20 protein-coding genes and 1 riboswitch are annotated in these 19,346 nt (G+C 65.0%); of the genes, 11 read left to right on the top strand and 9 right to left on the bottom strand.

The annotated features are described in order from the left end of the window. Positions 1 to 2 precede the first annotated feature (2 nt). From lgt to ACVISU_RS14355, 5 genes are all read left to right on the top strand, one after another. Positions 3 to 845 (top strand): prolipoprotein diacylglyceryl transferase, encoded by an 843-nt coding sequence (gene lgt / locus ACVISU_RS14335; protein WP_050402735.1) that lies wholly within the window; start codon positions 3 to 5, stop codon positions 843 to 845. Between the two features lie 84 nt (positions 846 to 929). Further along, positions 930 to 1,988: a class I SAM-dependent methyltransferase gene (locus tag ACVISU_RS14340; protein ID WP_050402796.1), complete on the top strand. Its 1,059-nt coding sequence runs from the start codon at positions 930 to 932 to the stop codon at positions 1,986 to 1,988. Continuing rightward, positions 1,985 to 2,752, top strand: coding sequence for a peptidoglycan editing factor PgeF (gene pgeF / locus ACVISU_RS14345; RefSeq protein WP_456707364.1), 768 nt, complete (start codon positions 1,985 to 1,987; stop codon positions 2,750 to 2,752). Before ACVISU_RS14340 ends, pgeF begins: the two co-directional genes overlap by 4 nt. A gap of 121 nt (positions 2,753 to 2,873) precedes the next feature. Continuing rightward, on the top strand, positions 2,874 to 3,491 hold the full coding sequence (locus tag ACVISU_RS14350) for a hypothetical protein (RefSeq protein ID WP_456707365.1): 618 nt from the start codon (positions 2,874 to 2,876) through the stop codon (positions 3,489 to 3,491). Positions 3,492 to 3,669: 178 nt separating this feature from the next. After that, the gene (locus tag ACVISU_RS14355; RefSeq protein WP_456707366.1) at positions 3,670 to 4,623 is read left to right on the top strand and encodes a ribose-phosphate pyrophosphokinase; all 954 of its coding nucleotides are present in this window, start codon (positions 3,670 to 3,672) and stop codon (positions 4,621 to 4,623) included. 58 nt (positions 4,624 to 4,681) lie between these two features. Here the strand turns inward: ACVISU_RS14355 and ACVISU_RS14360 are convergent, their stop codons facing one another. Further along, on the bottom strand, positions 4,682 to 5,488 hold the full coding sequence (locus ACVISU_RS14360) for an SDR family NAD(P)-dependent oxidoreductase (protein ID WP_456707367.1): 807 nt from the start codon (positions 5,486 to 5,488) through the stop codon (positions 4,682 to 4,684). 107 nt (positions 5,489 to 5,595) lie between these two features. Beyond that, positions 5,596 to 6,177 carry a 6,7-dimethyl-8-ribityllumazine synthase gene (locus tag ACVISU_RS14365; RefSeq protein ID WP_050402739.1) on the bottom strand — a complete coding sequence of 194 codons (582 nt, stop codon included), beginning with the start codon at positions 6,175 to 6,177 and terminating at the stop codon, positions 5,596 to 5,598. A gap of 78 nt (positions 6,178 to 6,255) precedes the next feature. Further along, a riboswitch (FMN riboswitch) is annotated at positions 6,256 to 6,409 on the bottom strand. Between the two features lie 445 nt (positions 6,410 to 6,854). Here ACVISU_RS14365 and ACVISU_RS14370 point away from each other — a divergent pair. Together ACVISU_RS14370 and proC are read left to right on the top strand one after the other, a co-directional pair. Further along, on the top strand, positions 6,855 to 7,355 hold the full coding sequence (locus ACVISU_RS14370) for a type III secretion system chaperone family protein (RefSeq protein WP_016844492.1): 501 nt from the start codon (positions 6,855 to 6,857) through the stop codon (positions 7,353 to 7,355). 115 nt (positions 7,356 to 7,470) lie between these two features. Beyond that, complete coding sequence (proC, locus tag ACVISU_RS14375) at positions 7,471 to 8,349, top strand: pyrroline-5-carboxylate reductase (RefSeq protein WP_456710822.1); 879 nt, start codon at positions 7,471 to 7,473, stop codon at positions 8,347 to 8,349. Between the two features lie 6 nt (positions 8,350 to 8,355). Here the strand turns inward: proC and ACVISU_RS14380 are convergent, their stop codons facing one another. The 4 genes from ACVISU_RS14380 to ACVISU_RS14395 all read right to left on the bottom strand — a co-directional run bounded on the left by ACVISU_RS14380 (position 8,356) and on the right by ACVISU_RS14395 (position 11,963). Then, on the bottom strand, positions 8,356 to 8,766 hold the full coding sequence (locus ACVISU_RS14380; RefSeq protein ID WP_050402741.1) for a thioesterase family protein: 411 nt from the start codon (positions 8,764 to 8,766) through the stop codon (positions 8,356 to 8,358). Positions 8,767 to 8,912: 146 nt separating this feature from the next. Continuing rightward, on the bottom strand, positions 8,913 to 9,116 hold the full coding sequence (locus ACVISU_RS14385; protein ID WP_044538952.1) for a tautomerase family protein: 204 nt from the start codon (positions 9,114 to 9,116) through the stop codon (positions 8,913 to 8,915). Positions 9,117 to 9,231: 115 nt separating this feature from the next. After that, positions 9,232 to 10,746, bottom strand: coding sequence for a histidine--tRNA ligase (gene hisS / locus ACVISU_RS14390; protein ID WP_456707368.1), 1,515 nt, complete (start codon positions 10,744 to 10,746; stop codon positions 9,232 to 9,234). Between the two features lie 137 nt (positions 10,747 to 10,883). Next, the gene (locus tag ACVISU_RS14395) at positions 10,884 to 11,963 is read right to left on the bottom strand and encodes a branched-chain amino acid aminotransferase (RefSeq protein WP_456707369.1); all 1,080 of its coding nucleotides are present in this window, start codon (positions 11,961 to 11,963) and stop codon (positions 10,884 to 10,886) included. 330 nt (positions 11,964 to 12,293) lie between these two features. Here ACVISU_RS14395 and ACVISU_RS14400 point away from each other — a divergent pair, with 330 nt between their 5' ends. The 3 genes from ACVISU_RS14400 to ACVISU_RS14410 are packed head-to-tail and all read left to right on the top strand — an operon-like array spanning position 12,294 to position 14,962. Further along, entirely contained in the window at positions 12,294 to 12,842 is a 549-nt protein-coding gene (locus tag ACVISU_RS14400) for a MarR family winged helix-turn-helix transcriptional regulator (protein WP_456707370.1), read from the top strand. A 2-nt stretch (positions 12,843 to 12,844) separates the two neighbouring features. Beyond that, positions 12,845 to 13,567, top strand: a complete 723-nt coding sequence (locus tag ACVISU_RS14405) for a response regulator (RefSeq protein WP_456710823.1) — start codon at positions 12,845 to 12,847, stop codon at positions 13,565 to 13,567. 9 nt (positions 13,568 to 13,576) lie between these two features. After that, positions 13,577 to 14,962, top strand: a complete 1,386-nt coding sequence (locus ACVISU_RS14410; RefSeq protein ID WP_050402746.1) for an ATP-binding protein — start codon at positions 13,577 to 13,579, stop codon at positions 14,960 to 14,962. On the opposite strand, the gene ACVISU_RS14415 is transcribed toward ACVISU_RS14410, so the two are convergent. From ACVISU_RS14415 to ACVISU_RS14425, 3 genes are all read right to left on the bottom strand, one after another. Further along, the gene (locus ACVISU_RS14415; RefSeq protein WP_456707371.1) at positions 14,963 to 17,236 is read right to left on the bottom strand and encodes a TonB-dependent siderophore receptor; all 2,274 of its coding nucleotides are present in this window, start codon (positions 17,234 to 17,236) and stop codon (positions 14,963 to 14,965) included. Between the two features lie 579 nt (positions 17,237 to 17,815). Then, positions 17,816 to 18,346, bottom strand: a complete 531-nt coding sequence (locus ACVISU_RS14420; protein WP_456707372.1) for a DUF3617 domain-containing protein — start codon at positions 18,344 to 18,346, stop codon at positions 17,816 to 17,818. 43 nt (positions 18,347 to 18,389) lie between these two features. Then, positions 18,390 to 18,689, bottom strand: coding sequence for a hypothetical protein (locus ACVISU_RS14425; protein ID WP_050402749.1), 300 nt, complete (start codon positions 18,687 to 18,689; stop codon positions 18,390 to 18,392). A gap of 166 nt (positions 18,690 to 18,855) precedes the next feature. Here ACVISU_RS14425 and ACVISU_RS14430 point away from each other — a divergent pair, with 166 nt between their 5' ends. Next, a complete protein-coding gene (locus ACVISU_RS14430) occupies positions 18,856 to 19,332 on the top strand; it encodes a hypothetical protein (RefSeq protein WP_050402750.1) in 477 nt (158 codons plus the stop codon). The last annotated feature ends 14 nt before the right edge of the window (positions 19,333 to 19,346 follow it).

Consider the following 19,346-nt stretch of genomic DNA (forward strand, 5'->3'; position numbering starts at 1 on the left):
CGATGCCGTTCCTGCTGATCGACTTTCCGGTATTCAACCCCGTCGCGCTCGCGCTCGGGCCGATCGTGATCCGCTGGTACGCGCTGGCCTATATCGTCGGCATCGTGCTGGGCTGGATCTATGCCCGCTCGCTGATCAAGAAGGAGCGACTGTGGGGCGGCGAGGTGCCGATCACGTTGCCGCAGCTCGACGATTTCATCCTCTGGGTCACCATCGGCATCATCGTCGGCGGTCGCACCGGTTATGTGCTGTTCTACAATCTGCCCTTCTTCATCGCGCATCCGTCCGAGATCCTCGAACTGTGGAAGGGCGGCATGTCGTTCCACGGCGGCTTCCTCGGCTGCGTCGCAGCGGTGATGCTGTTTGCCCGCCGCAACGACATTCCGATCCTGTCGCTCGGCGACATCACCACCGCGGTCGCGCCGATCGGGCTGTTCCTCGGCCGGCTCGCCAATTTCATCAACAGCGAATTGTGGGGCCGGCACGCCGATCCGAGCCTGCCCTGGGCGATGGTCTTCCCCAATGGCGGACCGCTGCCGCGGCATCCGAGCCAACTCTACGAGGCAGGCCTCGAGGGCATCGTGCTGTTCACTGCGCTGGCGATCATGATCCGGATGGGCGCGCTCAAACGGCCCGGCCTGATCCTCGGCAGCTTCATTGCGATCTACGGCATCGCGCGGATCATCGGCGAGCATTTCAGGGAGCCCGATCCGCAACTCGGATTCCTGTGGGGCGGATTGACAATGGGGATGCTGCTGTCGGTGCCAATGATCATTGTGGGCGCTATCATCATCACGGCCGCCGTTCGCCGCAGGGCGAACGGACCGGCATCGAGTTCAACGTAGAGCAAGTGCAATCCAAGGAAGGCCGTGAGCGAACCCTCCCCACTGCTGGATGAGATCAGGAAGCTGATCAAGCTGTCCGGGCCGATGCCGGTCTGGCGCTACATGGAATTGTGCCTGATGCATCCGCGCTACGGCTACTATCTGTCGCGCGACCCGCTCGGCCGCGAGGGCGACTTCACGACGGCGCCCGAGGTCAGCCAGATGTTCGGCGAACTGCTCGGGCTTTGGAGCGCATCGATCTGGCGTGCGATCGGCTCGCCGGACACGCTGCGCCTGATCGAGCTTGGGCCCGGCCGCGGCACCATGATGTCGGATGCATTGCGTGCGCTGCGCGTGCTGCCGCCGCTCTACCAGTCGCTCAGCATCCACCTCGTCGAGGTCAACCCGGTGCTGCGCGAGAAGCAGTACGCCACGCTGACCGGCGTGCGCAACATCACCTGGCACGACAGCATCGACGACGTGCCGGACGGACCGGCGGTGATCCTCGCCAACGAATATTTCGACGTGCTGCCGATCCACCAGATGGTCCGCCGCGAGACTGGCTGGCACGAGCGCACGGTCGGAATGGATGCCAATGGCAGCCTGTATTTCGCGCCCGCCGCCGAGCCGACGCCACATTTCGAGCTGCTGCTGCCGCCGCTGGTGCGCGCCGCCCCGTTAGGTGCGGTGTTCGAATGGCGGCCTGACAGCGAGATCATGAAGCTCGCAACCCGGGTGCGCGACCAGGACGGCGCCGCTTTGATCATCGATTACGGTCATCTGCGCAGCGACGCCGGCGACACCTTCCAGGCGATCGCGCGCCACAGCTTCGCCGACCCGCTGAAGAACCCGGGACAGGCCGACATCACGGCGCACGTCGATTTCCAGGCGTTGGCGCGGGCTGCCGAGGACGTCGGCGCGCGCGTCCACGGGCCGGCAACGCAGGGCGACTTCCTCAAGCGCCTCGGCGTCGAGGCCCGCGCCGCCGGGCTGATGGCGAAAGCCTCGCCCGAGGTCTCCGCCGACATTGCCGGCGCACTGAAGCGCCTGACCGATTCCGGACGCGGCGGGATGGGCTCGATGTTCAAGGTCATGGCCATCTCCGACCCGCGCCTCACCTCGATCGCCGGCCTCAGCGATCAGACTGACGAGACCGAACAATGACATTGGGATCACCGCTGCTGTCGGCCATACCAAGCCTGCGCCATGCCTTCTTCTCGCGCGAGGGCGGCGTCTCCGAGGGGGTCTATGCCGGCCTCAATGGCGGGCTCGGCTCAAAGGACGATCCGGCCAAGGTCGCGGAGAACCGGCGGCGGATGGCCGAGCAGCTCGGCGTGCCGCCCGACCACCTGATCAGCGTGCATCAGGTGCACTCGCCCGACGTCGTCGTCGTGGACGGCCCGTGGAACGGCGCGCCGCGCCCGAAGGCGGATGCGCTGGTCACACGCACCGAGGGGCTTGCGATCTCGGTCACGACCGCCGACTGCGGTCCCATCCTGTTCGTCGACCCCAATGCGCGTGTAATCGGCGCCGCGCATGCCGGCTGGAAGGGCGCGCTGACCGGCGTGCTGGAATCGACCATCGATGCGATGGAAAAGCTCGGCGCCGAGCGCGGCGGCATCGTCGCCGCCATCGGCCCACTGATCCGCAAGGAATCCTACGAGGTCGGAGGCGAATTCGTCGAGCGCTTCATCGAGGCCGATGCCGAGAACGGCATGTTCTTCATGCCCGCCGAACGCGACGGCCACGCGATGTTCGATCTGCCCGGCTTCATCCGGATGCGGCTGGAAAATGCCGGCGTGCTGATGATCGACGATCTCGGCATCGATACCTATTCCGACGAGCGCTGCTTCAGCTACCGCCGCTCCGTGCATCGCAAGGAAGCCGATTACGGCCGGCTCGTGCACGCCATCGCGCTGCAAAGCTGACGCCTGCGGCTGCCAAGGAATTTGATCCTGACCCGCACCGTGCGCAGCCGGCTGTATCGGTTAAGTGCTGTGGCCGTCCTGCCCTAGACGTTAAGCCGTTTTAACGATATCGCAGGACGCAATGAGGGAAGCGTCAAACTACCAGTTTCAAACTGGGACAGTCGTGCGTGCGGCGATCGCGGCCACATGGCTGACGATTGCGTGTGCACTTGGCGGCTGCGCGGCCGGCGGCAACGTGGCCGACTCCTACGCAATGGCGACGCCGGCGAGCGGCGGCACAACCATCGCGTTCGAATCGATCGATGGTCCGCCGCCCCAAGTATTCGACCGCATGGTCGGCGTGCTCGACAGCGAATCCAAGCTGCGCAGCCTGGCGATCGTGTCGCGCCAAGGCACGGCGGCGTATCGCGTGCGCAGCTATCTCTCGGCGCAGGTGGTGCGCGGCCGCACCATGATCGCGTGGGTGTGGGACGTCTACGACAGCAACCAGCAACGGGCGCTCCGGTTGTCCGGCGAAGAGCCCGCCGGCAAGGCCGGCCGCGACGCCTGGGCCGCCGCCGATGATCTGGTGCTGCGCAAGATCGCCCAGGCCGGCCTCAGCGGCCTGTCCAGCATGATCAATGGCGGCCCGGCGGACAGCCCCGCGCCCGCCGCGGCACCGGAGCTCCGTGGGCCGGCGATGGTGAACGCCCCTGCCGCCGCGCCAGAGACCGTGGCCCTCAGCTATTCCGCCAACTAACCCCCGGAATCTCCCGGGGAAAGACGTTTTTTGCCCAGGAAAAGGCATGCCGGAGCGCCTAATGGGTTGCCATCCGAGCCGCCCGCCTGATATTCCCTCGCGCACCGAAAACCCGCCGGTTCTGTAAGGACTTGAGATGCTGAACGTCGTATCCAGCAAGGCGCGGGGGGAAGCATCGATGTCGGCAAAGAACGGATCAATCAAGCTCGTCGCCGGCAACTCCAATCCTGCGCTGGCGCAGGACATCGCCAAGGGACTTGGCATCGAACTGACCAAGGCCGTGGTCCGGCGCTTCGCCGACATGGAGATCTTCGTCGAGATCCAGGAGAACGTCCGCGGCTCGGACATGTTCATCATTCAATCGACGTCGTTTCCAGCCAACGACAATTTGATGGAGCTGTTGATCATCACCGACGCGCTGCGCCGTTCCTCGGCGCGCCGCATCACCGCGGTGGTGCCCTATTTCGGCTACGCCAGGCAGGATCGCAGATCCGGCTCGCGTACGCCGATCTCGGCCAAGCTCGTCGCCAATCTGATCGCCCATGCCGGCGTCGACCGCGTCATGACGCTCGACCTGCATGCCGGCCAGATCCAGGGCTTCTTCGACATCCCGACCGACAATTTGTTCGCGGCGCCGCTGATGGTGCGCGATATCCGCGAGAAGTTCGACCTCGCCAAGGTGATGGTGGTGTCGCCGGACGTCGGCGGTGTGGCGCGTGCCCGCGGCCTCGCCAAGCGCATCAACACCCCGCTTGCGATCGTCGACAAGCGCCGCGAGCGTCCCGGCGAGTCCGAGGTGATGAACGTGATCGGCGACGTCGCCGGCTACAACTGCATCCTGGTCGACGACATCGTCGATTCCGGCGGCACCCTGGTGAACGCGGCCGACGCACTGATCGCGCACGGCGCCAAGGAAGTCTCGGCCTACATCACCCATGGCGTGCTGTCCGGCGGCGCCGCCGCGCGGATTGCCTCGTCGCGGCTGAAGGAACTGGTCATCACCGACTCGATCCTGCCGACGGAGGCCGTCAACAAGGCGCCGAACATCCGCCAGATCTCGATCGCCGGCCTGATCGCCGAAGCGATCGGCCGCACCGCGGCGGAAGAGTCGGTCTCCAGCCTGTTCGATTAAGCCTCACTGTCGTCTCGGCGAAAGCCGGGACGACACCGGATATGCGGTTGCCGCTTGCTCAAAACCCCGGCCGCGGCACGTGGCTCATCAGCGTCCGCGCATAGCCGCCATCGACGATGATCTCCTCACCATTGACGTATGACGACCTGTCGCTCGCCAGGAACAGGATCGCATCCGCCATGTCCTGCGGCATGCCGATCCGGCGCATCGGCACCACGGCGGTGCGCCGCTCGGTGACCCCGGGCGTATCGTAGAACGCCTGGCTCATCGGCGTGACCACGAGGCCGGGACTGACCACATTGCTGCGGATGCCGTGCGGACCCCATTCGGCGGCGAGTTGCTGCGAAAGCATCACGACGGCGGCCTTGCTGACGCTGTAGGCGCCGCTCTGCCCCTGCGCATTGCTGGCGGCAATCGAGGCAACGTGGATGAGGCTGCCGCGCCCGGCCTTGCGCATCTGGCGGCCGAACGCCTGCGCGCAGATGAAATAGCCGGTGAGGTTGACCGCCAGCACCGCATTCCATTCGGCGAGCGGCAACGTGTCGAGTCCGCCGGGGCGCAGCACCGCCGCGGTGTTGACGAGGATGTCGCAAGAACCAAGCGTGCGCGCGACGGCATCGGCCGCAGCCGCGACGTCATCCTCGCTGGTCGTGTCGCAGCTCGCAACGAGATGACCGTCGCCGAACTCGCGAAGCTTTGCCTCGGTCTCCGCCAGGGAGTGCTCGTCACGATCGAGCGCGGCGACCCTTGCGCCGGCACGCGCGAAGCTGATCGCGGTGGCGCGGCCGATGCCGCCGCCTCCGCCGGTGACGACGGCAACGCGGCCCGACAGGCCGAGCCAGTCGGAAGATTGTTGTTCGGTCATGGGCGCCTCCCGCGCGTTCTGATTATGCGGCAAGCATAACCGAACGCGCTGGCTGCGAGAGCGACCCCGGCACGCATGCCGGAGCAGCTTTTACGTCGGACCTTGAGCTAACCAGGAATCCCCGCCGCGACCTGACCGCGCAGCCGCTCCAGGCTGAGCAACGTGTTGGCGCAGGCCTCCGCGACCTCGATCCCCTTGATCACGAAGTGCTTGCGGAAGAAGTCGTAATGCACCTCGGTCTCGTGGAATTGCTGCGGTGTCAGCACCGCCGAGAACACCGGCACCTCGGTGCGCAATTGCACATCCATCAGCGCCTTGATCACGGTATCGGCGACGAATTCATGGCGGTAGATGCCGCCATCGACGACGAGCCCCGCCGCGACGATCGCGGTGTAGCGGCGGGTCTTCGCCAGCAACTGCGCGTGAAGCGGGATCTCGAACGAGCCCGGCACCTCGAACACATCGACATTGGTGATGTGGCGCGCCTCGATCTCCTTCAGGAAGGAGATGCGGCACTCTTCCACCACGTCGCGATGCCAGGACGATTGCACGAAGGCAACGCGCTGCGGCTTCGCGAAGTGCGGATGCTCAGGCGTCGGCGGACTAGCCGGCGTATCGGGAGCGCTTGCTGCTTCGGAGGTTTGGACTTGAGAAGCTTGAACGTCTTGGTCTTGCAACATCTGATTCATGGCTTTCCTCTTTCAGGACCAGAATCAGGGCACACGGACAACGACACAAGCCCACGCGAAAATCGCGTTGGCTGCCGCAACCGTTCTCTTTCATCCGGACTGTAACCGTCGGCTTCGGAATTGCACCGAATCTGCTGACCCTTCTCCCGCTTCGCGGAAGAAGGCGCTCGCGGGCTTGGGCTCATCGCCCTTTACCGCCGGTGGGGATTTTCACCCCGCCCTGAGAACATCGGCACGCCCGGGATGGACGTGCCTGAGCCGAAATATGACCAAACCGCGACAGCGGGGCAAGCACCTTTGGCATGGGCAAACGGCATGTCCCCATGACCGCGCCGCGGCCCTCGCAGGGGGCGATCCGAGGGCCAAAAAGTTGATTCACGCGAGCGGTAAAGCGCCGGCAAATGGTTAACAAATCGTTACGACAACGCGGAGATTCCGATTTGTTCGCAAAATCACAAGTGTGGCGGAGATCAGCTGTGGACGATGCGCGCTTTGGCTGTGGACGGACTCGGCGTGCGGTTGCGCGGATTCCGCAAATCACATCACTTCATCGGCGTCAGGTCCAGGGGCATCCGGAAGCCCGGTCAAGGAGCTGTACTCGGCCACGACGCAGTATGTCGCAAGTGCCGGCTTCCGTGTGCGTATCAAGCGATCATAAGAACAAGGTCCGAGACGGCATGTCCCTCCTCGAAAGCATTATCGATTCCCGGAACAACCCGCTTGCGGTGGTCGAGGATATCGCCACCGACAACAACTGGGCGTTCGAGCGTTCCGGCGAAGACGAGGTGACGATCGTCTCCAAGGGAGACTGGATCGATTATCAGCTCTCCTTCACCTGGATGGGCGAGATCGAGGCGCTGCATCTCGCCTGCGCCTTCGACATGAAGATGCCTCAGGCGCGTCGCGCCGAGGTGCAGCGGCTGGTCGCCGCGATCAACGAGCAGTTGTGGGTCGGCCATTTCGATCTGTGGACCCACACCGGCATGGTGATGCATCGTCAGGCGCTGGTGCTACCCGGCGGCCTCACCGCCTCCACCGCGCAATGCGAGGCCATGGTGGTCAACGCGATCCACGCCTGCGAGCGCTACTATCCGGCGTTCCAGTTCGTGGTGTGGGCCGGCAAGTCAACCGCCGAGGCGATGGCCGCCGCGATGTTCGATACCGAGGGCGAGGCGTAGGCGCGTCGCATCATCGGTGCGTCCCTGCGAAAGCAGGGACCCATACTCCGCGACGGGAGTGGTTGCCCGACCTGCTTGTGGCCTGCCTCTCGCTCCACTAGAACCGCCTGTGGTTATGGGTCCCTGCTTCCGCAGGGACGACACAGAGTTTGCGGAGCCACCTGTGAGCACGACAAACAGCCCTTTGAAAGATGTCACCGGCACGATCGCGCTCGCGGGCGCGGGCAAGATGGGCGGCGCCATGCTGACCGGCTGGCTCGCACAAGGCCTCGCGCCGACGCGGGTCGCGGTGATCGATCCATATCTCTCGCCAGAAATCTCCGCGCTTGCCCCGAAGGGCGTGCGGCTCAATCCGCAGGCGAAGGATCTCGGCACGGTCGATACGCTGGTCGTCGCGGTGAAGCCGCAATCGTTCCGCGACGCCGGCGCCGCGCTGAAGGCGCTCGTCGGTCCGTCGACACTCGTGGTCTCGATCATGGCCGGGACCACTATCGCTGCGCTGGAAGAGGTGGTCGGCGGCGCGGTGGTGCGCGCGATGCCGAACACGCCGGCGGCGATCGGCCGCGGCATCACGGTCGCGGTGCCATCAACGCGCGTCACCGCCGCGCAGCGCGCCATGACCGATGCGCTGCTGAAAGCGACAGGGCTGGTCGAATGGGTCGACGATGAGAGCCTGATGGACGCGGTGACTGCCGTCTCCGGCTCCGGTCCGGCCTATGTCTTCCTGCTCGCCGAGGAACTCGCCCGCGCCGGCGTCGCGGCCGGGCTGCCCGAGCAGCTCGCGAACACGCTGGCGCGCGCGACCGTTGCCGGCGCCGGCGAGTTGCTGCATCGCTCGGATCTGCCGTCGGCGACGCTGCGGCAGAACGTCACCTCGCCCGGTGGCACCACCGCGGCTGCGCTCGAGGTGCTGATGGCCAATGACGGCATGCAGCCGCTGATGACCCGCGCGATCGCCGCAGCGACGAGGCGCTCGAAGGAATTGGCGAAGTAGTCACGTTTACTGCGCCTGGCCCGACATCCCGGCAAGTCGCTTGTTGAAACTCTCGACATTGATCAGGCCACGCGCATGGCGGCCTTCGCCGAGCTTGCGCGTGCCCTCAAACGCCTCGACCGCGAAGCGGATCACGCGGCGCTCGACCGCGATCACCGTTGCGGTGGTCCGCACCGTGGCGCCGACGAGCGCGGCGGCGAGATGGCGGATATCGACCTCGGTCCCCACAGTGACCCAGCCGGGCTGCAGCGCGGCCCGAATGGCATCGCCCGCGGCCATCTCCATCTCGAGGATCATCATCGGCGTCGCATAGACCATCGGCATGCCGGGCACGAAATGCCCGACCGTGCGCTCCGGCGGCACCACCAGCATGCGCTCGGCGCTCATGCCGATCTTGATGAAGTCGCGTGCGTCCATGTGACTGCGCTCGAGATCTGCCAATGCATTTAGTAGCGCCGTCATTCCGGGGCGCGCGTAGCGCGAGCCCGGAATCCATACTCCCGCTCGTGGTTATGGATTCCGGGCCTGCGCCAGGAGGCGCATCCCGGAATGACGAAAGCAGTTTATTTCTTAGCCGCGGCGGCACGCTCGACGAAGGTCTTGCCGCCCTTCATTTTGTGATGCAGCGGCGCTTCGTTGATCTGGATCACGACGGCGTCGGCATCGACGCCGAGGTTCTTCACCAGCGCCTGGGTGATGTCGCGCATCATGCCGGCCTTCTGCTCGTCGGTGCGGCCGGCGGCCATGCTCACGGTGATCTCGGGCATCGGAATATCTCCCTGGTTGTTGTTGAAGCGCAAACCACGCCGTCTGCCGGTTCTTGCTGGCGCGTCATCTTTTTGAAGATGGCTGCGCGGGTCAAGCCCGCGCACGACAAACCAGCTATCCCCAGTTCACGTCGTGCCGCGCGAGGACCTCGCGGACCTTGGCGACCAGATCGGCTTCCGCGCAGGAGAACTGGGCGGGGCGCGTTTCGCGCCATTCCTGGTTGGAGGCGATCGCGGCCGCCGCCTTGGCGCCCTCGATCAGGTCCTTGATCTGCACCTCGCCGCGCGCCTTCTCGTCCGAGCCCTGGATGATGACGCAAGGCGAACTGCGGCGATCGGCATATTTGAGCTGGTTGCCCATGTTCTTCGGATTGCCGAGATAGAGTTCGGCGCGGATGCCGGCCTGGCGCAGCTCTGCGACCATCTTCTGGTAGTCGGCGACACGGTCGCGGTCGAACACGGTGACGACGACAGGACCGAACGTGGCCTGCGTGTCGAGCTGGCCGAGCATCGTCAGCGCAGCCTGCAGCCGCGACACGCCGATCGAGAAGCCGGTCGCCGGCACCGGCTCACCGCGGAAGCGCGAGACGAGGCCGTCGTAGCGGCCGCCGCCGCCGACCGAGCCGAACCGAACCGGGCGGCCCTTCTCGTCCTTGGTGTCGAGCAGCAACTCAACCTCGTAGACCGGGCCGGTGTAATATTCGAGGCCGCGCACGACGGTGGGGTCGATGCGGATGCGATCCGCGCCGTAGCCGGACGCGGCAACCAGCTTGGCGATCTCCTCCAGCTCGCTCACGCCGGCCTGACCGACTTCGCTCTTCGCGAGATAGGTCTCGGCCGCAGCAATCGCCTCCCGCCAATCCGCGCGCTGCTGCGTGACGGCGAGCACGATATCGGCATCCGCCGGGCTCAGCTCGGCGCCCTTGGTAAAGTCGCCCTTGCCTTCCTCGCCGCCATCCCATCGCCCGGGACCGAGCAGCTTGCGGACCTCGTCGGCGGGAAACTTGTCGAGCTTGTCGATCGCGCGCAGCACCGTGAGCCTGCGGCCTGCATTGTCATCGCCGCCGAGACCGATCGCCTCGAGCACGCCGTCGAGCACCTTGCGGTTGTTTACCTTCACGACATAGGATCCGCGCGGAATCCCGAGCGCTTCCATCGTGTCGGCCGCCATCATGCAGATCTCGGCGTCGGCCGCCGGCGTCGCCGAGCCGACCGTGTCGGCATCGAACTGCATGAACTGGCGGAAGCGGCCGGGACCGGGCTTCTCGTTGCGGAAGACGTAGCCGAAACGATACGACCGATAGGGTTTCGGCAGCGCGTCCAAGTTTTCCGCGACATAGCGCGCCAGCGGCGCGGTCAGGTCGTAGCGCAGCGAGATCCACTGCTCGTCATCGTCCTGGAACGAGAACACGCCTTCGTTGGGACGGTCCTGGTCGGGCAGGAATTTGCCGAGCGCGTCGGTATATTCCATCGCCGGCGTCTCCACCGGCTCGAAGCCGTAGAGCTCGTAGACGGCGCGGATCTTCTCGACCATCGCCCGCGTGGCATTGATCGCGGCCGGGCCGCGATCTTCCAGCCCGCGCGGCAGGCGCGCCTTCAGCTTCTGGGGTTTTTTGGGTTTCTCGGCCATGTCATGCGCTGCAAGGTTTGTAGGCTGTGACAGCTTACAAAGGTGACGCCGAGTTACCAGTCAACGCCGCGGGCGGCAAGCGGCCCGGCCCCTCTCCCCGCAAGAGCGGGGCGAGGGAGCGAAAGGGGGTGCCGACCTTACGCCACGTTCCTGATCCAGTTATGCGGGTCGTTGGTGCGACCGTACTGGATGTCGACCAGCTTCTTGCGCAGGCCCATTGCGACCGGCCCGGCCACGCCGCCGCTGATCTGGAAGTCGCCGCTCGCCGAGCACACCTTGCCGATCGGCGAGATGACGGCCGCGGTGCCGCAGGCGAACGCCTCTTTCAGCTTGCCGCTGGCGGCATCGGCGCGCCACTGCTGGATCGTGTAGGGCTCCTCGCGCACGCGGGTGCCTGCATCCTTGGCAAGCGCGATGATCGAGTCGCGGGTGATGCCGGGCAGGATGGTACCGAGCGGCGGCGTCAGCAGCGAGCCGTCGTCGAAGGCGAAGAAGATGTTCATGCCGCCGAGCTCTTCGATGTAGCGGCGCTCGACCGCGTCGAGGAACACGACCTGATCGCAGCCGCGCTCGATCGCTTCCGCCTGCGCGCGCAGGCTTGCGGCGTAGTTGCCGCCGCACTTGACGGCGCCGGTGCCGCCGATCGCGGCGCGCGTGTAATTCTCCGACACCCAGATCGAGACCGGCGCGGGACCGCCCTTGAAGTAGGAGCCGACCGGCGATGCGATGACCGAGAAGATGTATTCCGCCGACGGCTTGACGCCGAGGAAGACCTCGCTCGCGATCATGAACGGCCGCAGATAGAGGCTGCCCTCGCCACCCGGGATCCAGGCGCGGTCGATCCGCACCAGCTGCTCGACCGCCTCGATGAACAAATCCTCGGGAAGCGGCGCCATCGCCATGCGCTCGGCCGAATCGTGGAAGCGGCGGGCATTGGCGTCGGGACGAAACAGGTTCACGCCGCCATCGTCGCGCCGGTAGGCCTTGAGACCTTCGAAAATCTCCTGGGCGTAGTGCAGCACCGCGCCGGCCGGATCGAGCGGAAAATTCGTGCGGGCCTCGACGCGGGCGCTGTGCCAGCCCTTGCCCTGGCTGTAGCGGACGATCGCCATGTGGTCGGTAAAGACGCGGCCGAAGCCCGGGTCCACGAGCTTCGCCGCGCGATCCTTGTCGGACGTCGGATTCGGCGAAGGATGGATGTCGAATTTCAAAGTCATTTTTCTTGCTTTCCGCTGTCGGAACCGGCGCCATACCGGGCGACGGCCTATTTCCCCCGGAGCCATCAGGCTCGGCTGGTCCGAACTTCACCACCGCCGGCAAGGCGGCCGGTTTCCATCGCCAACATGCCGGTTAGACATGCTTTTGCGGAGTGCTGAAGTCCAGTATGTTTGCCGAAATGCCGCTCGACAATCGCACGGTAGTCCAATTTGCGGCCCAAACCGCCACACAGGCTCTTTCAGGCCGCCTCAAACGCTGTCGGGGACGAAACGATCTAATGTTTCGTCGCGACTGGCAGTTTTGTAACATTGAACCCAAGATACGTCAATATGACTGACATAAATTTCTCAGGCATGGCTGCCAAGCCCGATTCGCAGGGAGATGACCACGCTCCTGTGGCGGGCGGCCGCGACCAGCGCTGGGACATCATCGAGCTCTTGTTCTTCGCCTACCGCGACTTTGTCGGCGACGCCGACCAGGAATTGGAGGCGTTCGGTTTCGGCCGCGCCCACCACCGCGTCATCCACTTCGTCACCCGCTATCCCGGCCTCAAGGTCGCCGACCTGCTCGACGTCCTGCGCATCACCAAGCAATCGCTCGGACGCGTGCTCAAGCAGCTGCTGGATGAAGGCTACATCGTGCAGAAGACCGGCAACAACGACCGCCGGCAGCGCCTGCTCTACGCGACGCCGAAGGGCGAGGCGCTGGTCGCCAAGCTCGCAGGGTTGCAGACCGACCGCATCAACCGCGCCGTCGCCGGCATCGATCCGGCCGGCGTCGAGACGGTTCGCCAATTCCTCCGCGCGATGATCGACCGCGACGAACCCGACAAGGTGCTCGAAGCGATCTTCGGCGGCGGCAGAAAAACAAGGGAGTGAACCTGGTGCAGGCTGCAACCCTGGTGCGCACGCCGGTCGAGCCGGCCGACGATGCGCCGCATCTTCTGCTGGTCGACGACGACCGGCGCATTCGCGACCTGTTGTCGCGCTTTCTCTCCGGCGAGGGTTATCGCGTCACCACCGCCATGAGCGCCACCGACGCGCGCGCCAAGCTGCTCGGGCTGCATTTCGACCTGCTCATCCTCGACGTGATGATGCCCGGCGAAAACGGCTTCGACCTCGCCCGCTTCATCCGCACCTCCTCGACGGTGCCGATCATCATGCTGACCGCCCGCCACGAGGCGGAAGCCCGCATCGAGGGTCTGCAGATCGGCGCCGACGACTATGTCGCCAAGCCGTTCGAGCCGCGCGAGCTGGTGCTGCGGATCGGCAATATCCTCAAGCGCACCGCGCCGCCGCAAGTCAGCGTCGTCGAGCAGATCGCGTTCGGCCCCTATATCTTCCACATCGAGCGCAGCGAGCTGCGCCAGGGCGAGGAGATCATCCATCTCACCGACCGCGAGCGCGAGATGCTGCGCATCCTCGCCAGCGCCCCCGGCGAGACCGTGCCGCGCGGCGAATTGACCTCTGGCGGCACCGTCAATGAGCGTGCGGTCGACGTCCAGATCAACCGCCTGCGCCGCAAGATCGAGCACGATCCCGCCAATCCGCTGTTCCTGCAGGCGGTCCGCGGCATCGGCTATCGCCTGGTCGCCTCGCCGTAAGATCCAGCCATGAGCACGCTCGATACCGGCCTGACCCTAATCAAGAACGCTTCGCAGCGCGTCTCGAAGGCCAATGGCTGGATGGGCAATGCGTTCAAGAGCTGGATGCCGACCGGCCTCTATGCCCGCGCGCTGCTGATCATGATCGTGCCGATGGTGATCCTGCAGACCGTGGTTGCGTTCGTGTTCATGGAGCGGCACTGGAACACGGTGACGCGCCGCCTGTCGGCCGCGGTGGTCTCCGACATCGCCGCGCTGATCGACGTCTACAAGATCTATCCGCAGGACAAGGACCGCGCGCAGCTGCGCGGCATCGCCCAGAAGCTGCAGCTGGTGGTCGACTTCCTCCCCGCCGGCGACATGCCGCCGCCGGGGCCGAAGCCGTTCTTCTCGCTGCTCGACCAGACCCTCTCGGTGCAGCTCGGCCGCCAGATCAGCCGCCCATTCTGGATCGACACCGTCGGCAAGTCCAATCTGGTCGAGATCCGTGTCCAGCTCGACGATTCCGTGATGCGGATCTTCGCCCAGCGCAGCGCCGCCTATGCCTCCAATTCGGAGATCTTCATCTTCTGGATGGTCGGCACCTCGTCGATCCTCTTGATCGTCGCCGTGCTGTTCCTGCGCAACCAGATCAAGCCGATCCTGCGGCTCGCCGACGCCGCCGAAAGCTTCGGCAAGGGAAGAGAGGCGCCGAACTTCCGGCCGCGCGGCGCGCGCGAGGTGCGGCGCGCGGCGCAGGCCTTCATCGAGATGAAGGCGCGCGTCGAGCGTTCGATCGAGCAGCGTACCGCGATGCTCGCCGGCGTCTCGCACGATCTGCGCACCATCCTGACCCGCTTCAAGCTCGAACTCGCCCTGATCGGCGAAGGCCCCGAGATCGACGCAATGCGCAAGGATGTCGACGAGATGTCGATGATGCTGGAGGACTACCTCGCCTTCGCGCGCGGCGATTCCGGCGAGGTCGCGCAGCCGACCGACATGGCGATGGCGCTGGAGGAATTGCGCAGCGACGCCGAACGTCACGGCCACACCGCAACCGTCGCGTTCCACGGCCTGCCCGTGGTCACGGTGAAACCGGCCTCGTTCAAGCGCTGTCTCGCCAACCTCGTTTCCAACGCGGCGCGCCACGCCAACACGATCTCGATCACCGGCCAGCGCGACCATCGCTATCTCAACATCACCGTCGACGACGACGGGCCCGGCATTCCCGCCGCCATGCGCGAGGAAGTGTTCAAGCCCTTCCTGCGGCTCGACGATGCCCGCAACCAGGACGAGGGCGGCAGCGGCCTCGGACTTGCGATCGCCCGCGACATCGCCCGCTCGCACGGCGGCGACATCACGCTCGGCGAAAGCCCGATGGGCGGCCTGCGCGCCGCGGTGCGGATTCCAGTGTAGCTACCAGCGGTAAGACAGGGTGCCGATCACCTGACGCCGTTCGCCGGCGTAGCAGTAGCCGGACTGGCAGGTCTGGTAGCGCGTGTCGAACAGATTGGTAGCGTTCAAGCGCGCGGTGGCGCCGAGCAAGCGTCTGTCGAGCTTGCCGAGATCGTAGTCGATCACGGCATCGAACAACGTTCTCGCTGCATTCTGGAACGTGTTCTGGTCGTTGCCGAAGTTGGCCCCGATGTAACGGACACCGAGACCAACCCCGAGCCCTTCGACCGGGACGCCGGACTGGAAGGTGTATTTGCCGAAGGCGGCGAAGGAATTCCTCGGAATGCCGGAGAGCTCGTTGCCGGTCGTGTCGGGATTGCCCCGCGTGATCACGACGTTGAGGTGGGTGTAGGCCGCGGTGAGGTCAAACCCCTGCTCGAGCGCGAGCTTCGCCTCGAGCTCGACGCCCTTCGATTCGACCTGCCCCGTTGCGGCCTGGAACGCCATGTTGCTGGGATCGGTACGCAGCACATTGTCCTGCGTGATGTCGAACACCGCGGCGGTCAGCAGCACCGGAAGCTGCGGCATCTGGTACTTGATGCCGATTTCCTTCTGCTCGCCGGTGGTCGGCCTGAACGGCGATCCCGATGCGTCGACGCCGACCTGCGGGGCGAATGAAGTGGCGTAGCTGATATAGGGCGCAATGCCGCTGTCGAACACGTAACTGAGGCCCGCGCGGCCCGTGAAGGCAGTCGCCTTCTGCGTTGACGGCACGCCATCGAGACCCGCGGTCGTCGTCTGCGAGACCCAGCTCTGGCGGCCATTGAGCGTCAGAATGAAGCCGCCGAGCCTGGCCTGCTCCTGCGCATAGACCCCGACCTCATCGGTCGACTGCTTGTTGAAGATCGAGAATGCCGGTGTCGCGATCGCCTGGGCACCGTAATTCATCGTCAGGAGGTTGAGATCGGGAGCCGCCCCGTAGCCGATCTTGTCGTTGTAGGTGGAGTGCCCGTAATCGACGCCGAACAACACCGTGTTCTTGATCGCGCCGAGCGTGAACTTGGCCTCGGCCTGATTGTCGAGCGTCACCGTATTGAAGCTATCCAGGATCCGCCATGCGGAGCGCGACGCGAGATTGGTGCTGCTGTCGATAGAGTCGATCTGGGTGTATTTCGCGTCGGTGTCGACTTGGTAGAAGCGGAAGTTCTGCCGCACCGTCCAGACGTCGTCGACATTGCGCTCGAACGCGTAACCGATACGATACTGCTTCTGATCCATGGCGCTGAAGGCCGGATCGTTCGAGTAGATGTTTGTCAATTGTCCGTCGGGCGTGCGGAAGTTGCCGATGCTCGCGGCGGTCCGGCTCTTTTGATATTCGCTGAGGATGGTGAAGGACGTATCGACGTCCGGCCGCCAGGTCAGCGCAGGCGCTATATAGGCGCGATCGTCGTCGTTGCCGGGATACCAGGTCTTGGCGTCACGGAGCAGACCCGTCAGGCGGTAATACAGCTGGTCGCTGCCGGGCACCGGACCACCGATGTCGAAGCTGCCCTGGTAACGATCATAATTGGCGGCCTGCAGCTGCACCTCGCCGAACGGTGTCAACGGCGGCCGCTTGGTGGTGACATCAACGATGCCGCCCGGAGAGCCGAGACCATAGAGGCCCGAGGCTGGGCCACGGAGGATCGACACGCTGTCGAGGCCATAAGGTTCGATCTTGGGAATGGCGAAATTGCCGCCGCCCTGGCGCAGTCCGTCGCGATAGATCCCGGTATAGGTCGCATCGAAGCCGCGGATGTAGAAACTGTCGAACCGGGGGTCATAGCCGAACGCCGAGGTCGTGACGCCGGGCGTGTAATTGACGGCGTCCTTGAGCGTCTGAACGTTGCGATCCCTGAGCTCCTTCTGCGTGACGACCGACAGCGACTGCGGCGTCTCGATCAACGCCGTGTTGGTCTTGGTGCCGGCCGTGCTGCCGGTCGCAACGTAACCGGTCGTCGTCCCGATCGTGCCGGCGGCGCCTTGCGAGCGCGGCGCCTGGGTCTGGGCCGGCGCCGCGGCAGCACGGCGCCGGCTCGCCACCGTGGTGCGCGAAGATCTCGCGCTCCGGCTTGCAGCGGCGGCACTCCGCTTCCTTGCAGCGTCGGGTTCATCCACCGTCACCGCGGGAAGCACGCTGACGTTGCTCTGCGGAGAACTGGTTTGCGCTTGCGCGCTGGCGAGGTCGGCACCCATTGGCACCAGCATGACCGAACCGAGAAGCGCTGCATTGATCGCAGCCGTTGATGCAAGCAAGCTGCGCTTGCTCCGCGACGAAGCCATTCCCACCAAGCAATCCCCACACTTCCGCAAGGCCGATCTTGATCGAGCCGCGTCTTCCTCATTGAGCGGACATCGATTGGGGCGGACTTCTATCGGCGGGCTGCGCGGAATTCCACACGCGCAAAATAGAATCCATTGAAGCGCGCGATGCACGACACTGGAACGATTCAAGATGCGCAACACTGGAGTGATTCAAAAAGACATGTTGTCGCAGCTAGCTTGCCGCGCGAGGAATGCGATGCGTGCACTCGGTCTCTCAGAGAGTGTTGAGCGCGAGGCAAGCAGCGATCATTCAACGATGTCGATGTCGTGCAGCAATGCTGTCGTGCATTGCGCACGACGGCGCCCAACACCTGATGCCTTGCTTGGGATTCGATTGAAGGCGAGGGCCGGCAGCATCGCAGCAGAGCTGCGAGCCCGGCGTAGCCTTCTTGGCGCAGCCGGCGCGGGACATCGCCGTCTTTGCCCTGATCACGGCAGAAACGCAAATGGCCGGGACAAGCCCGGCCATGACGAAGCGAACATCGCTTACAGTTAGTTGAGCGCCGCGCGCTACTTCTGTTTGGGCAGGAGGCCCTTCAGCTTTTCCATGTCCTTGACGTTCATCTTCATGCCGCCCGGCATGATGATGTCACCCGGCTTCTGGTCGCTCTTGCAGGCGCCGAGCCATTTCGCCTCGATGGTCATCGTGGTGTCGCGTGAGCCGGCCGCGCCGCCTTCCGCGTGCGAGGTGCTCTTGACGGTGTAGGCGGAATTGAAATCGCCGACGATCTCGGCATGGCTCTGCATCGACATGCCGGCGACGCTGCACACGCTGTCGCTGACATAGCCGGTCGCGGTCTTCTGGATGTCTTGCTTGGAGCAGACTTCCTTGGCCATCGGCGAGGCCGCCGCGCTCATCTCCTTGTCGGTGGTCTCGTCAGTGCAGTGCTGCATGGTGATTTCCGGCATCGGCCCGCCGGTGCGCACCATTTTCATCTCCCACAGACCGGCCTTGCGGATCGGCAGGTCGACGGCGCTCGCGGCACCGGTGGACAGGACAACGCAAACAGCAGAACCAAGCAAGGCAAGCTGTCGGGTCATGCGGTGAGCTCCCGGCTGAACGTTTGGAGGATCTGGAGCGCGCTCAGTACAGCGTGCGCACCGGCCTCTCGGCCGAACCATAGGGCACCCAGCGGCAGGCGAAGGAGATGTAGCCGCCCGGGTAGCGCTGCACCCCAAGGAACTTGACCACCTTGCCGTAGGAGGCGCAGTGGTCGACGGCGAGCTGCCGCGCGTCGGTCTGGGCCGCCAGCGTATAGGCGATGATACCGCCGGTATCATTGCCCTTGAACGGCGGCACCGGCTGCATCCAGTCGGCTTGCGCCGGACCAACGGCCAGCATCCCGCTAACGGCAACTAGGCACGCGGCCAATTTCCTTCGCATCGCAGACTCCATTTCGCTTGCGACCAACATAGAGTGCGCCGGCGAGCATGAAAAGAACGAGCGGGCTACCGGCGGTGGACTTCTCGGCAGGTGTTGCCGCGCTGCACTTGACCTTGCCGGGGCTTCACGGCACCGTCCGCGGCATCGGATCATCGGGTGGATTCCCATGCGCAACCTGTTCAACTCCCCCAATAAACTCAGCCATACGCTCGGCCTCGGCGCCGCGCTCGTGGTCGGCCTTCTGGCGTTCGGGGGTACGGCTCAGGCCGCCAATCCGTTCGAGCTGAATTTCTGGCTGTCCGGCCCGCGCTATGACGGCAATGTGGCCCCGTGCGAGAGGGCACTGCCGGTTATCAGCTCGCAATTCCACGAAAAGGAAGCCACCTTCTGGAATTCGCCGCTCGTGATCACCGGCTACAACCGGATTCACGAAACCGCGTTCCGTCCCTGGCAGTCGGATAACATTCCGCGCCGCTATTGCTCGGGCGATGCGATGCTGAGCGACGGCAAGGTCCGCAAGGTGCACTATTCGATCATCGAGGACGGCGGCTTTGCCGGCCTCAGCCAGGGCGTCGAGTGGTGCGTCGCTGGGCTCGACCGCAACTGGGCCTATAACCCGTCCTGCAAGGCCGCCCGGCCCTGATCCCCGACCAATTC

This window comes from Bradyrhizobium sp. USDA 4452, assembly GCF_054063575.1.

Bases quoted from the DNA above. Each gene is read 5' to 3' on its own strand.
- ACVISU_RS14425 (WP_050402749.1), bottom strand. From the start codon at position 18,689: ATGCGAAGGAAATTGGCCGCGTGCCTAGTTGCCGTTAGCGGGATGCTG.
- ACVISU_RS14410 (WP_050402746.1), top strand. From the start codon at position 13,577: ATGAGCACGCTCGATACCGGCCTGACCCTAATCAAGAACGCTTCGCAG.
- ACVISU_RS14340 (WP_050402796.1), top strand. From the start codon at position 930: ATGCCGGTCTGGCGCTACATGGAATTGTGCCTGATGCATCCGCGCTAC.
- lgt (WP_050402735.1), top strand. From the start codon at position 3: ATGCCGTTCCTGCTGATCGACTTTCCGGTATTCAACCCCGTCGCGCTC.
- ACVISU_RS14370 (WP_016844492.1), top strand. From the start codon at position 6,855: ATGTCCCTCCTCGAAAGCATTATCGATTCCCGGAACAACCCGCTTGCG.
- ACVISU_RS14395 (WP_456707369.1), bottom strand. From the start codon at position 11,963: ATGACTTTGAAATTCGACATCCATCCTTCGCCGAATCCGACGTCCGAC.
- ACVISU_RS14385 (WP_044538952.1), bottom strand. From the start codon at position 9,116: ATGCCCGAGATCACCGTGAGCATGGCCGCCGGCCGCACCGACGAGCAG.
- ACVISU_RS14430 (WP_050402750.1), top strand. From the start codon at position 18,856: ATGCGCAACCTGTTCAACTCCCCCAATAAACTCAGCCATACGCTCGGC.
- ACVISU_RS14400 (WP_456707370.1), top strand. From the start codon at position 12,294: ATGACTGACATAAATTTCTCAGGCATGGCTGCCAAGCCCGATTCGCAG.
- pgeF (WP_456707364.1), top strand. From the start codon at position 1,985: ATGACATTGGGATCACCGCTGCTGTCGGCCATACCAAGCCTGCGCCAT.
- ACVISU_RS14350 (WP_456707365.1), top strand. From the start codon at position 2,874: ATGAGGGAAGCGTCAAACTACCAGTTTCAAACTGGGACAGTCGTGCGT.
- ACVISU_RS14365 (WP_050402739.1), bottom strand. From the start codon at position 6,177: ATGAATCAGATGTTGCAAGACCAAGACGTTCAAGCTTCTCAAGTCCAA.
- ACVISU_RS14420 (WP_456707372.1), bottom strand. From the start codon at position 18,346: ATGACCCGACAGCTTGCCTTGCTTGGTTCTGCTGTTTGCGTTGTCCTG.
- ACVISU_RS14380 (WP_050402741.1), bottom strand. From the start codon at position 8,766: ATGGACGCACGCGACTTCATCAAGATCGGCATGAGCGCCGAGCGCATG.
- ACVISU_RS14360 (WP_456707367.1), bottom strand. From the start codon at position 5,488: ATGACCGAACAACAATCTTCCGACTGGCTCGGCCTGTCGGGCCGCGTT.
- ACVISU_RS14355 (WP_456707366.1), top strand. From the start codon at position 3,670: ATGTCGGCAAAGAACGGATCAATCAAGCTCGTCGCCGGCAACTCCAAT.
- hisS (WP_456707368.1), bottom strand. From the start codon at position 10,746: ATGGCCGAGAAACCCAAAAAACCCCAGAAGCTGAAGGCGCGCCTGCCG.
- proC (WP_456710822.1), top strand. From the start codon at position 7,471: ATGGGTCCCTGCTTCCGCAGGGACGACACAGAGTTTGCGGAGCCACCT.